Annotated in this window: 12 protein-coding genes, 1 tRNA gene and 1 pseudogene; 10 read left to right on the top strand and 4 right to left on the bottom strand. The window is 68.7% G+C overall.

The window, feature by feature from the left end; translation table 11 throughout:
- The first annotated feature begins 8 nt into the window (after positions 1 to 8).
- The 4 genes from AC2IPW_RS13040 (at position 9) to AC2IPW_RS13025 (ending at position 3,268) form a co-directional block, all read left to right on the top strand.
- Entirely contained in the window at positions 9 to 1,013 is a 1,005-nt protein-coding gene (locus AC2IPW_RS13040; RefSeq protein WP_486374996.1) for a pseudouridine synthase, read from the top strand.
- 17 nt (positions 1,014 to 1,030) lie between these two features.
- A complete protein-coding gene (gene cmk, locus AC2IPW_RS13035; RefSeq protein ID WP_054375182.1) occupies positions 1,031 to 1,693 on the top strand; it encodes a (d)CMP kinase in 663 nt (220 codons plus the stop codon).
- Positions 1,690 to 3,111 carry a ribosome biogenesis GTPase Der gene (der, locus tag AC2IPW_RS13030; protein ID WP_003937289.1) on the top strand — a complete coding sequence of 474 codons (1,422 nt, stop codon included), beginning with the start codon at positions 1,690 to 1,692 and terminating at the stop codon, positions 3,109 to 3,111. Before cmk ends, der begins: the two co-directional genes overlap by 4 nt.
- Positions 3,112 to 3,194: 83 nt before the next feature.
- Positions 3,195 to 3,268 (top strand) — tRNA-Pro (locus tag AC2IPW_RS13025).
- Here the strand turns inward: AC2IPW_RS13025 and AC2IPW_RS13020 are convergent.
- From AC2IPW_RS13020 to AC2IPW_RS13010, 3 genes and pseudogenes are all read right to left on the bottom strand, one after another.
- Positions 3,234 to 3,941 (bottom strand): tyrosine-type recombinase/integrase, encoded by a 708-nt coding sequence (locus AC2IPW_RS13020; RefSeq protein ID WP_486374995.1) that lies wholly within the window; start codon positions 3,939 to 3,941, stop codon positions 3,234 to 3,236. The genes AC2IPW_RS13025 and AC2IPW_RS13020 overlap by 35 nt on opposite strands.
- Before the next feature lie 582 nt (positions 3,942 to 4,523).
- A complete protein-coding gene (locus tag AC2IPW_RS13015) occupies positions 4,524 to 4,724 on the bottom strand; it encodes a helix-turn-helix domain-containing protein (RefSeq protein ID WP_450121473.1) in 201 nt (66 codons plus the stop codon).
- A gap of 27 nt (positions 4,725 to 4,751) precedes the next feature.
- A pseudogene (locus AC2IPW_RS13010) lies at positions 4,752 to 5,788 on the bottom strand (replication initiator).
- Here AC2IPW_RS13010 and AC2IPW_RS13005 point away from each other — a divergent pair.
- The 6 genes from AC2IPW_RS13005 (at position 5,787) to AC2IPW_RS12980 (ending at position 11,516) form a co-directional block, all read left to right on the top strand.
- On the top strand, positions 5,787 to 6,149 hold the full coding sequence (locus AC2IPW_RS13005; RefSeq protein WP_486374994.1) for an amidohydrolase family protein: 363 nt from the start codon (positions 5,787 to 5,789) through the stop codon (positions 6,147 to 6,149). The pseudogene AC2IPW_RS13010 and the gene AC2IPW_RS13005 sit on opposite strands and share 2 nt — an antisense overlap.
- Before the next feature lie 131 nt (positions 6,150 to 6,280).
- Positions 6,281 to 6,631 carry a GNAT family N-acetyltransferase gene (locus AC2IPW_RS13000; protein ID WP_486374993.1) on the top strand — a complete coding sequence of 117 codons (351 nt, stop codon included), beginning with the start codon at positions 6,281 to 6,283 and terminating at the stop codon, positions 6,629 to 6,631.
- Between the two features lie 701 nt (positions 6,632 to 7,332).
- A complete protein-coding gene (locus AC2IPW_RS12995; protein WP_486374992.1) occupies positions 7,333 to 7,638 on the top strand; it encodes a nucleotidyltransferase family protein in 306 nt (101 codons plus the stop codon).
- A complete protein-coding gene (locus tag AC2IPW_RS12990) occupies positions 7,628 to 7,978 on the top strand; it encodes a HepT-like ribonuclease domain-containing protein (RefSeq protein ID WP_486374991.1) in 351 nt (116 codons plus the stop codon). Before AC2IPW_RS12995 ends, AC2IPW_RS12990 begins: the two co-directional genes overlap by 11 nt.
- A 450-nt stretch (positions 7,979 to 8,428) precedes the next feature.
- A complete protein-coding gene (gene adhE / locus AC2IPW_RS12985) occupies positions 8,429 to 11,089 on the top strand; it encodes a bifunctional acetaldehyde-CoA/alcohol dehydrogenase (RefSeq protein ID WP_486374990.1) in 2,661 nt (886 codons plus the stop codon).
- Positions 11,079 to 11,516, top strand: coding sequence for an SRPBCC family protein (locus AC2IPW_RS12980; RefSeq protein ID WP_486374989.1), 438 nt, complete (start codon positions 11,079 to 11,081; stop codon positions 11,514 to 11,516). The genes adhE and AC2IPW_RS12980 overlap by 11 nt, the downstream gene beginning before the upstream one ends.
- Positions 11,517 to 12,107: 591 nt before the next feature.
- Here AC2IPW_RS12980 and AC2IPW_RS12975 read toward each other — a convergent pair.
- A complete protein-coding gene (locus AC2IPW_RS12975; RefSeq protein WP_486374988.1) occupies positions 12,108 to 13,076 on the bottom strand; it encodes a vWA domain-containing protein in 969 nt (322 codons plus the stop codon).
- Positions 13,077 to 13,081 lie beyond the last annotated feature (5 nt).

Raw genomic sequence — 13,081 nt, 5'->3', positions numbered from 1 at the left:
GGAAAAAAGTGCACAAGCCCGCTCGCCGTGATGGCACACCGGACCGCAGAAAAACCACCTCCCGCGCAGGGAACCCACCCCGCGAACGACGGGGCGAACCCACCGCCCGCGCGGCCACACCCAAGAAGGCACACCGCAAGGGCGACACCCCGCTCAACAAGCGCGGCCGTCCCGCCGCCCCCAAACCCCTGGCCCAGCGCCCGGCGACCCTGCCCAAGATCAGCAACGCCAAACCCGCCCGGCACCAGCACGCCGCAGAACGCCCGCAACTGCCCGCCGGCGAAGGCGTGCGCCTGCAGAAGGTCCTCGCCCAGGCCGGAGTCGCGTCCCGCCGGGCCGCCGAGGAACTCATCGCCGCCGGTCGCGTCGAGGTCGACGGCTCCATCGTCACCGAGCAGGGCCTGCGCGTGGACCCGGAGAACGCCGTGATCCGCGTCGACGGCATCCGCGTCGTCGTCGACAAGGGCCTCGTCCACCTCGTGCTCAACAAGCCCCGCGGCTGGCAGTCCACCATGTCCGACGACCTCGGCCGCCCCTGCGTCGGCGACATCGTCTCCGAACGCGTCGCCGCCGGCCAGCGCCTCTTCCACGTCGGCCGGCTCGACGCCGACACCGAAGGACTGTTGCTGCTCACCAACGACGGTGAACTCGCTCACCGGCTCATGCACCCCTCCTACGAGGTGACCAAGACCTACCTCGCCACCGTCAAGGGTGTCCTCCCGCGCGGGATCGGCAAGCAGCTGCGCGCCGGCGTCGAACTCGACGACGGCCCCGCCAAGGTCGATTCCTTCGCGCTCCTGCAGGTCAACGAGGGCCAATCGCTGGTCCGCCTCGAACTGCACGAAGGCCGCAAGCACATCGTGCGGCGCCTGCTCGACGCCGTCGGCCACCCCGTGATCCGCCTCGTGCGCACCGACATCGGACCCGTCGCGCTCGGCGACCAGCGACCCGGCACCCTCCGGGTGCTCGGCCGCAAGGAAGTCGGCGGCCTCTACCAGGCGGTGGGCCTGTGAGCTCCCTCGTCGTCGCCATGGACGGTCCCTCGGGCACCGGAAAGTCCACCGTCTCGAAGCGACTCGCACGGCTCCTCCGCGCGGCATACCTGGACACCGGCGCCATGTACCGCGTCGCGACCCTGCACGTGCTGCGTGCAGGCGCGGACCTGACCGACCCGGCCGCCATCGCCGCCGCCACCGAGTCCCTGCCCTGGTCGATCGGCACCGACCCGGAGACCGAGGACATCCGGCTCGCCGGGGAGGACGTCCGCGAGATCATCCGCGGTGCGGAGGTCACCGGCGCCGTCTCGGCCGTGTCCGCCGTTCCCGCCGTCCGCCGGACCCTCGTCGCAGCGCAGCAGCGCATCGGTCGTGACGCGGGACACATCGTCGTCGAAGGCCGCGACATCGGCACCGCCGTCTTTCCCGACGCGGACGTGAAGATCTACCTCACCGCCTCCGCCGAGGCCCGGGCGCAGCGGCGCAACCAGCAGAACATCGCCGAAGGCCGCGGCGACAACTACGAGGCGGTGCTCGCCGCGGTGCAGCACCGCGACCACCTCGATTCCACCCGCGCGGTGTCCCCGCTGCGCGCGGCGGACGACGCGATCGTCGTCGACACGAGCGAGATGGACATCGACGAAGTGATCGCCGCGCTCGCCGCCGTGGTCGCCGAGCAGACGGGAGCGACCCTGTGAGCGAGGACGTGACGGAATTCGCCGGTGACGGCACCTGGTCGGAGGAATCGGACTGGGATCTCGAGCTCGCCGGGGCTGCCGAGCTCGAAGAGTTCGTGCCCGTGCCGACCGTCGCCGTGGTCGGACGTCCCAACGTCGGCAAGTCCACCCTGGTCAACCGCATCATCGGTCGTCGCGAAGCAGTCGTCGAGGACGTGCCGGGCGTGACCCGCGACCGCGTCTCGTACGAGGCCACCTGGAACGGTCGCCGATTCATGGTGCAGGACACCGGCGGTTGGGAACCCGACGCCAAGGGCCTGCAACAGTCCGTCGCGCGGCAGGCAGAGATCGCGATGCGCACGGCCGACGCGATCCTGATCGTCGTCGACGCCACCGTCGGGGCCACCGCCGTCGACGAGGCGGTGGCCAAGGTGCTGCGCCGGTCCAAGACGCCGGTGCTGCTCGTCGCGAACAAGGTCGACGACGATCGCGTCGAGTCCGAGGCGGCGGCACTGTGGTCGCTGGGCCTGGGACAGCCGTATTCGGTGTCGGCCACCCACGGTCGCGGGACCGGTGATCTGCTCGACGAACTGCTCGCGGTGCTGCCCCAGACTCCGCGGGAAGGCACCGGGGGACAGGGGCCGCGTCGTGTCGCACTGGTCGGCAAACCGAACGTCGGCAAGTCCAGCCTGCTCAACAAGCTGGCCGGCGACGAACGATCCGTGGTCCACAACGTCGCCGGCACGACGGTCGACCCCGTGGACTCCCTCGTCGAACTCGGCGGCAAGACCTGGCGGTTCGTGGACACCGCCGGTCTGCGCAAACGCGTCAACACCGCCTCCGGCGCCGAGTTCTACGCCTCGTTACGCACCCGCGGCGCCATCGAGGCCGCCGAGGTCGCGGTGCTGCTGATCGACGCCTCCGAACCGATCACCGAGCAGGACCAGCGGGTGATCTCGATGGTCGCCGACGCCGGCCGCGCCCTCGTCATCGCCTTCAACAAGTGGGACCTCGTGGACGAGGACCGACGCTACGAGCTGGGCCGGGAAATCGAACGCGACCTGCTGCGCGTGCCGTGGGCGGCGCGCGTGAACATCTCCGCCAAGACCGGCCGGGCCGTGCAGAAGCTCGTGCCGGCCATGGAGACGGCCCTCGAGTCGTGGGACAAGCGCATCTCCACCGGCCGTCTCAACACCTGGCTCAAGGAGGTCATCGCCGCGACTCCGCCGCCCATGCGCGGCGGCCGCCTGCCCCGGGTACTGTTCGCCACCCAGGCCGGCACCCGACCGCCGACCTTCGTGCTGTTCACCACCGGCTTCCTCGAAGCCGGCTACCGCCGCTTCCTCGAACGGCGACTGCGCGAGGAGTTCGGCTTCGAGGGCAGCCCGGTGCGGATCTCCGTGCGCGTGCGCGAGAAACGGGACCGCCGGAGCAAGTAGCGTCCGAAAGTGCCGTGACCAGGCGATTGGTGAATCGGTCCGTCTCTGTTGTAATCTCAACGAGCGCTCGACGAGAGCGCGGACGGGCTGTGGCGCAGCTTGGTAGCGCACTTGACTGGGGGTCAAGTGGTCGCAGGTTCAAATCCTGTCAGCCCGACTTTCTGGGGCCTGACCTGTTCATGCAGGTCAGGCCCCTTTTTTGTCCCACCGCGGCTCCGTCGAACGACTGCAAGGTTGGGACGCTGGGGACCAGAAGGGGACCACCAGGCCGAGAACGCAGCTCCGGCGTCCAGCATCGCCTGCACGTCGGGGTGCAGGTAGCGGCTGGTGACGGCTGGGTCCTGGTGGCCGGCGACGCGCTGGAGGATGTGCAGCTCGACGCCCGCGGCGGCCATCCAGGTCAGCGCGGTGTGCCGCAGCCCGTGTCGTACGAGGCCGGGCTGGCCGATCTCGCGGACGACGTCGTCCCAGCGGGTCGCGTCACGAAGCGTGGCCGTGGTGATCACGCCTCCCCGTGGGGCGGTGAGCAGCCGTGCCGTCGAGTCGCGGCCGGCGGTGAGGCGCTCGAGCGTCGGACGCAGCGGCTCGATGATCGGAACGGTGCGCCGACGGCGGCCTTTCGTCTCCTTGGTCACCAGCTTGCCGCGCCCCGGATAGGTCTGCCGAAACACGTGGATCAGGCCGCGGTGCAGGTCGACGTCTCCTACGAGCAGTTCGGAGACCTCGCCGATTCGCAGGGCGGTGGTGGCGAGGATCGTGACCATGTCGCCCCAGGACTGGTGCCCGCCCGCCTCGACCACCCGGGCGACGAGCCGGTCGAGGGTTGCCACGTCGGGCAGAGCCAGGTCCCGCGGGTTGCCGGGGCCCTGGTCAGCACTGCCGAAAGAAGGCCGGCGGTCTTGCGCCGTGCCCGATCCTTGGCCGGGTTGCGCGTGATGATGCCGTCGCGGACCGCTTCATCGAGAACCAGGACCAGCACAGCGACCGTGTTCTTGACGGTCGAGCGACCGTAGTCCTGCTCCCACCTGTCGATGGCACGGTCGATCAGGCCCGCGGTGATCAGTCCGACCGGCAGGTGTCCGAGGGCGGGCAGGACGCGACGACGCAGGCCGGTCGAGTACGGGTCGTAGGTGGAGGTCGGATCGATGCCGCGGGTCCAACGGTCCCCATGTGCGTGCAGTAGTCGCTCAGCGTCTGGCCCGGGTCCACGCCCGTGTCTGCGGTCGTCTGCATCCGACGAAGCCACGCATCTGCCTCACTCCGGGTGTCGAAAACCCGCTTCGTGCCCTCACGGTGGTGGGTGACCGGGTGCGTCCACCGGACCCGCGCCTTGTAGACGGTGCCCTTGACGCGGGAGACCTCCTCGACGTCCACCGTCAGACGGACGCCGAGGGGAGGCAGCTTCTCGCCGCTCACGAGGCCAGGCTAGTGCGAACGCTCCCCGCGATCCAAGCCTCGAGCTCGTCGGCCAGGTAGCGGTAGATGTTGCCCACCTCGAGGAACATGGGGCCGACGTCGTCGAGCCGCCAGCGCCGGACGGTGCAGGGGTTCACCCGCAGACGAGTGGCGACCTCCTCGGTCGTCAGCAGCAGGCCTCGCTGGTTCTCGGTCATGGTCTTCCTCCTTGCGTCGGGGTCGGCTCAGGCCGCGGGTCGGGTTGCCGGGACGTCTTCTGTCGTGGTCACTCCGCGGGCCTCGTCGAGCGCGCGGCGGAGCTGGTCGCGCCAGCGGCTGCGGTCGGCGATGGCAAGCAGGAGTCGGCTCTCGCGGGGGAGGACGTCGGGATCGGTGGGGGCGGCCTGGACCCAGAGGTACTTGTCGGCGTCGGGGTCGTCGGGCAGGCCGAGGGGGTCGCGGACCCAGGCGCGTCGGTCGGCGCGGTGGTCGGCGAGGGTCTTGCCGGACCACTTGCGGGACACGAGGACGCGGCGCCCGCCGAAGCCAAGGGTCTCGCGGCGGTGGACCTTGCCCTTGCAGTAGCCCGGGGTGAGCCCGGCCTTGGGATGGCGGGGTTGGATGCCGTAGCGCAGCCAGTTGGCGCAGGTGGGGGAGCAGGGTTCGTACGCAGCGCCTGCCAGACCCGGTCGTGGTGCTCGATCTGGCGGGGGCTGGCCTGGTCGGGGTCGTGGATGGAGCCGATGTCCTTGGTCAGGTACTTCGCTACGTAGCCGATGCACCGGTCGGCCTGCGGCAAGCCGGCCAGGACGCCTTCGGCGCGCAGCTGGGTGCCGAACCGGACCACGTGCTAGGGCTTTGCGTCCGGGTCGTTGTCGAGGGCGTCGAGGGCCTCGTCCCAGGTGGGGAGGGCTTCGCCGGTGTCGGGGTCGAGGTAGGTCTCGGTGTCCTCGTCCCAGACCGGCAGGTGGTGGCCGTCGTAGCGGACGGTGTCGGTGGCCGGCCACCAGACCTGGTGGTAGGTGGCGGCCACGATCTGGCGCAGGTCGGCTCGGGAGATGGTGCCGCGAATCAGCACATGCAGGTGCGGTGCGAGCCGGCGTTGGGGTTCCAGGGTGCCCATGTACTGCACGTCGTAGCCGACCACGCGGCGCATGTTCTGCCAGAGCCGGTCGACGTTCTTGGGGTAATGAATCGCGTCCCGGGCGGCGCCTTGGTAGTCGTAGGCGATGTGATTTGTGACAGCGCCCTTGCTGATCGCCAATGCCGATATACGCACCATGGACTCTCGGCTGCCTACAGCGCAGGCGGTCGCCATTAAGGACGGGCTCATACTTGAGGTGGGTCCATCCGAGATCGCCGCTGGCTACCCGAACAGCGATGTGGTGGACCTGGAGGGTCGCCTCGTTATGCCCGGGTTCGTGGATGCACACCATCACCTGTCAGTGGAGGCATTGCATCCGATCTGGGTGGATCTGAGTGGCGCCACCGATGCAGAGGCGATCGTCGATAGGTTGCGCCGCGCCGCCGAGCTACCGGGTACGGGTTGGATTCGGGGCTGTCAGTGGGACTTGACCGCGACGAGCGCGCCCCTCGGTCCGCATCTGGGCGGCGAACCGATCCTTGAGAGGCTGTCCCGGTGAAGGCAGTTGCGTTTGAGCGAGATACTCGCGGCAACGAGCGGGAGGCGGCGAGGTCGTCTGCAGCGATCTAGGCGCGCGCAAAGGCTCGTCGAGACGGTGAACCGAAGGAAGCCTCGGTCGAAGAGGCGCTCGTGGGTGTTCAGCGCCAGCTGGCTTTGGGCGGAGCACGGTTGCTGCTTGCTCGGCGGGACGGCGTCCCCGCCGGCTTTGCGCTGTTCGCCCCGAACGCATCAGCGATTGAGCTCTACTACCTGGCAGTTGATCCCGACGCTTGGGGGGCGGGAGTGGCGAGCGGGCTCCTGACCGAGGTGGACGCCGACGCCCGGGCGCTTGGCTTCGACGCGCTGGAACTATGGGTGATCGACGACAACCAGCGAGCCATCGCTGTCTACGAGCGATCCGGATGGGTTCGCACGAAGCAGTCCAAGCGTGACGCGCCGTCGTCGCGGCTGGAACGCCGCTTCGTGAAACAACTGAACTGAGCGTCTCGCGGTCCCAGGCGTGCCACAGCCCGCGTTGTTGACCAGGAGATTCAAGGGGCGGCCGGCGACCGCGTCGACCAGAGATTCGGTGTCGTCGTCGGTGACATCCCAGCGGACCCAGGCGGCTCGCGGATCCGCTGCAGCGTTTGAAGGAAGGCACGTGCCGCGGCGATGACGTTCCAGCCAGCCGCCGAGAAGACCTCGACGCAGGCCCGACCGAAGCCACGCGCGGCGCCGGTGACGAGCACACTCCTTGCCAAGTCCTCCACGGAGGTTGGTCAACCTCATGTAACCCGGTGCCACTCGCGCGGATCTGCCGCAGAGAGGTAAACGCCGGCCATCTCCTCGGCTGCGCATGTCGCACATCAGTTGGCACCGATCTGCCACACATCACCCGGCACGACACCGCCACAAGGCCATACGTTGCCGAATTGGACTATTCGAAGATCAGGGGCGCCGCTGCGCGGCGCAGCGCGAGGGGGGTGGGTACCAAGTGACTCCCGCTCCCTGGACACGGATCAACCTCGACGGCCAGCCGTTCTGTCTCACGCAGCTTCGGCGGCCGTCGAGGTCGCTCCGGAACGATTTGGCGTGCCCCTCGAGAGCGTCAGCCCCCTGTCCCGCGGGCAGAATTGTCGGGTGCCGATGGCATGACGTGCCAGACTGGTGCAAGTCGACTCCGGGAGGGGAAGGAGAGCGTCATGGCTGGGCCTCTCGTGCTTGATCGCGCGGCGATCGCCGAGACCTGCGAGCGGTACGGCGTAAAGCGGCTGGTCGTCTTCGGCTCGGCCGTCACCGAACGTTTCAACGAGTCGACCAGTGATGTCGACTTCCTCGTCGAGTTCCGCGACGACGTCGTGAACCGCTTCGACGCCTACTTCGGTCTCAAGGAGTCGCTGGAGGCCCTGCTCGGCCACCCGGTCGATCTTGTCTCTCCCGTTGCCCTGGAGAATCCCTACTTCGCTGCCTCGGTCGAGGAGAACGGGCACGAGGTCTATGCGGCCTGAGGCGCCGGGGCTGCTATGGGACGCCCGTAAGGCCGCTCGGCTGATCGCCCAGTTCGTCGCGGACCGGACATGGAACGAGTACGAGAGCGACGCGATGCTCCGCTCAGCAGTTGAGCGACAGTTCGAGATCATCGGCGAGGCGCTCAACAGGCTCAGCCGTCTCGACCCGGACACCGCCACCCTGATCCCGGACCTGCCACGGATCGTCGCTTTCCGGAACGTGCTCATCCACGGGTACGCCGTCATTGACAACGAGCTCGTCTGGGAGGTCGCAACGACGCGCGTCAGGGACCTGGCCGCGCTACTTGGACGGCTCCTCGGCGAAGACGAAACCGCATAGCGACGGGGAGGCGGAGCCAGCGGCCGACGCGCTATGCCACCGGGGACCCGGCGGGGACCAACGTCACGTTCGACCACTCGATTTCACGCCTGAACCACCGACAGCGACAGACGAGGACAGACGACTACAGACAGTCGGTTCACGCTCAGGTCCTCAAGCCCCCGACCTGGGGGTCAAGTGGTCGCAGGTTCAAATCCTGTCAGCCCGACCGACGAACGAGGCGGTCCCGGATTTCCGGGGCCGCCTCGTTCGCGTCTGTACACCCGGGCCGATACACCGCGCCGTTCCGGCCCCGGGATCGTTCGTTTCCCAGCGGCGGGACAGGTCCGCGAAAGGCCCACGGTCAGGGTCCAAAGACCGCAGTCAACCCCCCGTGCCGCGAGTACTGTCGCGAACAGAAGCCGCGGCCACACCGAGGCGCGACGGGCATCTCCAGTCCGAGGAGACAACATGACCGAAACCCGGAACGGCACCGGATCCCAGGCCGTCGACAGCTCCGGCGACGCGGCCACAGCGCAGACCACTCCCGCCGTCGATGCCGGTCCGGTCCGGCACGAGCAGGTCGACGCGGTTGTCGACACGGCGACCGCGGCAGCGGCCCAGTTCCGCACCCTCGACCAGCAACAGGTCGATGCGATCGTCGAAGCGATGGTGCGGGCCGGCATCCGGGCGGCCGCGGAACTCGCAGCGGTCGCGATCGAGGAAACCGGATTCGGCGTCTTCGAGGACAAGGTCGTCAAGAACTACGTGGCCACCGAATTCCTCTACGACTACCTCAAGGACAAGAAGTCCGTGGGAGTGATCGAGGAGAACGTCGAACACAGCATCGTCCGTGTCGCCGAACCCATCGGCGTCGTCCTGGCCATCACCCCGGTCACCAACCCCACGTCCACCGTGCTGTACAAGGCGATCGTCGCGGCGAAGACCCGGAACGCCGTCATCTTCCGCCCGTCGCCTTTCGCCGTGCGCTCGTGCGAGCGCACGGTAGAGATCTTGCGCGCGGCGGCGGAGGCCGCCGGCATGCCCCCGGGCGCGCTCCAGGTCATCCCCGACGCCGCTCACGAGGTCACCCATTACCTGTTCAAACACCCGAAGGTCGACTTCATCTGGGTCACCGGCGGCCAGAAGATCGTCGCCTTGGCCAACGCCGCCGGCAAGCCGGCCCTCGGTGTGGGTCCGGGCAACGCTCCCATCTACCTGCACCGCACGGCCGACATCAGGGGCGCCGTCGTCGACATCCTGATCTCGAAGACCTTCGACGCCTCCGTGATCTGCCCCGCCGAACAGACCTGCATCATCGACGACGAGATCTACGACGCCACCGTCGCGGAGTTCGAACGGATGGGGGCGCACCTGCTCACGGACGAACAGGCGGAGGCGATCGCCGATTTCGCGTTCGGTTGCGGCGACAAGGTCAACCTCGCCGCGCTCGGCCAGCAGGCTCCCGAACTCGCTGCCCGCGCGGGCTTCACGGTGGATCCCGCGGTCAAGGTGCTGCTCGCGCCGCTACCGTCCGACCTCGAACGGCTCGCGGCGCACCCCCTGGTGCAGGAGAAGCTGATGCCGGTCCTGGGCCTCGTGCGGGCCCGCGACGTCCAGCACGGCATCGACGCCGCCGTCCTCGTCACCGAACACGGCGGTCTCGGCCACACTTCCGCCATCTACGCCACCGATCCGGCGGTGATCGACGCGTACGGCCGGGCCGTACGCACCGGCAGGATCCTCGTCAACGCTCCGACTGCGGTGGGGGCTCTCGGCGGGATCTACAACAATCTGACGCCCACGTTCTCGCTGGGTTGCGGCACGTGGGGCGGGTCGAGCACCACCGAGAACGTCAACTATCAGCAACTGCTCAACATCAAGACCGTCGCGCACCGGCGAACTCCGCCGCAGTGGTTCCGGGTACCGTCGAACACCTTCTTCAATGCCGGTGCACTCGAGAACCTCCGCGACGTCCCCTGCACCAGCGTCGTGGTCGTCACCGACGCGCTCAGTGAGCAGCGGGGAGTGGTCGACGAACTGCGCGCCCACCTGCGTGCCGAACACGTCAAGGTGTTCAGCGAGGTCGAGCCGGAACCGGACGAGGCCACCATCCGCCGCGGAGTCACCCTGCTCGAGGGGAACCCGCCGGACCTGCTCGTTGCCATCGGCGGTGGGTCGGTGATCGACGCGGCGAAGGCCATCCGGCTGTTCTACGAACATCCGGAGAAGGACCTGGCCGAGCTGAGCCTGCCGTTCCTCGACCCGCGCAAGCGCATGGCGGAGTACCCGCAGGATCCGCACAAGCTTCGGCTGGTGGCGATCCCCACCACCGCCGGCACCGGTTCGGAGGTCTCACCCGCGGCCGTCCTCACCGTCGCCGGCCGCAAGGAAACCCTGGTCGACTATTCCCTGGTTCCGGACATGGCGATCGTGGACCCGATGCTCACCCTCTCGATGCCCCGCACATTGACGGTCGACACCGGAATCGACGCCCTGACCCACGCGCTGGAAGCGGTGGCCTCCATCTTCGCCTCGCCCTACACCGATGCGTTCTGTGTCCAGGCCGCGCGCTTGATCTTCGAGGCGCTGCCGCGGGTGTACGACGATCCCGACGATCTGCCCGCCCGCACCGACATGTCCAATGCCGCCACCCTTGCCGGTCTCGCCTTCTCGAACGCGTTCGTCGGCACGAACCACGCACTCGCGCATTCCGTCGGCGCCAGGTTCGGGATCGCCCACGGGCGGGTGAACGGCGTGTTCCTGCCCCACACCCTCCGCTACAACGCCAGCCTGCCGACCAAGTTCATGCCGGCCCCCGGCTACTCCGCGTACGTCGCGCCGGAGAAGTATGCCCAGCTCGGGCGGATCGTCTTCGGCGGGCACGACCCGGAGGAGAGCCGCCGACGGCTGTTCCAGGGCGTCGAGGACCTGCTCCGTCGCATGCAGGTGCCGCGCACCCTGAAGGAGATCGGCGTCCCCGAGGAGGAGTTCGTCGCCGCGCTGCCGGAGCTGGCGATGACCGCGTTCCAGGACCTGAGCAATCGCACGAACCCTCGGATGCCGCTGATCAGCGAGATCACCGAACTCCTGCGGCTCGGCTACTACGGGGACGGTGAGCATGCCCACTGACAGCGCCACCAAGACGATCGAGGTCGACGCCCCCCTGGACAGCGTGCTCACGACCATCCGCGACATCGAGAGCCAGACCGAGTGGATCCCCGAGATCCTCGAGGCCGAGGTGCTCGAGGTCGAGCAGGAGACCGGACTTCCGCGCACCGCCCGGTTCAAGGCGTCGGCCACCGTCGGCACCGACAGCTACACCCTCACCTACCAGCACCGAGACGACGGCATGAGCTGGACGATGCTCCAAGGACGCCTGCAGACCGGACAGGAGGGCCGCTACCAACTCGTCGCCGTCGGCCCCGACCGAACCTCGGTGACGTACGAGCTGACGATCCATCACAATCTGCCGCTGCCCGGATTCCTGCGAAATCGCGTGATCAAGGGCCTGGTCGACAGTACGCTCACCGGTCTGAAGAAGCGCCTCGAGAGCTGAAGGCCGGGGGAGGGCAGCACCCGCGGATGCGTGCCGACGATGCGCAGGGTGTTACCCGGGTCCGCGCTCAGCGCCCTCCGCACCACGAGCGTCCGCGCTCGGTCACCGACGACCCCGTCCGGAGGGAGTGGAGTCTTCGCGGCGTCGAACCCCTGCGGGGCCACGCCCTTGCATGCGGCGCCGGCCGGAAACGAATCGCGGGTCCTTCTCGGCCGTTCCCCGCGGCAGCGGATCATGGCGCGCCCTGTGACCTCGGCCGGCGGTGGTAGCTGCCGGTGAGACGTCCGGCCCGCACGGATGCCGGTACGGGGGAGGGATGAAGTACGTCACAAGGCCGACCACCGGGCGAGGCATGTGGCTGGGCACCTTCTCCGTCGTTCCCACAGAACCCGGATCGCACCTGGTCGAGGAGTGCGCGGGGCGCGGGCGCTGCAACCGACTTCGAATCAGACGGAAACTCAAGATTCCTAGAACACCGCATCTCCCGCTCGCTGTGCTGAAAATCCGCCGCTGACGGAAATCAAAAAATTACCGAACACTACTCGCCGCAAAACCCCCAACCACCAGCACAAGCAAACACCGACCGGCCCGTCAGGCGCCGAATGCACGCGAGATCGCTGCAGCGACGTCCCGGTGTCGACGGATGGGCAGGGCGAGTCCCCTCCCGGCCCGCGCAAGGTCGCGAGCGGTGAGCAGATCGTGCTCGCCGGAGATGTCGGCGAGCACGTCGAGCCGGGGGAGCCAGGCTGCCGCGGTCCTCGGATCGGGCCCGGCGTTGTGCACGCAATCCGACAGGAGCAGCACCCGTCCCTCGTCCGCAGGTACGTCCCGGAGCTGACCTCGTGCCACCTCGAGCGCGAAGCCGACGTTGGTGAGGCCCTTGCTCGGGATCCGGAGCAGCAGGTCCACGAGCCCGGCGGGGGAGACCGGCTCCCCGAGGGCACTGAGGACAGCGGCTTCGGACCAGAAGGCCACCACGGCCAGATCGTCGTGTCCGAACTCGCCGGCCATGGCACCGACCGCGGCCGCGGCGGTGCGGATGCGCTCGCCGCGCATCGAGCCGGAGATGTCGACGACGAGTACCACCTTCCGGCGATCGCGGATCCGATCCCGCATCACCAGATCCGTGGACCGCGCGAACGGATCTTCGGCGAGAATCTCGACAGTGCGGTCGAGATCGAGTTCCTCGGCACCGTCCCGATACGGCAGGCTCTGCAGCCTGCCGAGGCCCCTCCGCGGCGCACGACGCCGTCGTGGGCGCGGCACGGACAGCCGCGCAGCGATCTCGCGTGCCCGGCGTCGGACCTCGGCGTCCGCGACCGGACCGGAGGCATCGAGATCGGCCAGGTGCAGTATCTCGGCCGGTTCGTCGGTCTGCCCGGGACCCGCGCCCGCTCCCGATCCGGGGGTACGCCCGGCGCGATGCGGGCCACCCACCATTGCCAGACCCTGGCCGCCACCGCGGTGCTCGTACAGGGCCGGGTCGAGGGACAGCTGCTTCGGCCTGCGCCGGAACGGCTTTCCCCGGCCGGTGGAGTGGCGCTGAGCACGATGGTGCACGGGGC

The sequence above is a fragment of the Rhodococcus sp. NS-SX18 genome (genome assembly GCF_057367935.1).
The sequence above is the reverse complement of the archived record's forward strand: the minus strand, read 5'-3'. Positions and strand labels throughout refer to the sequence as shown.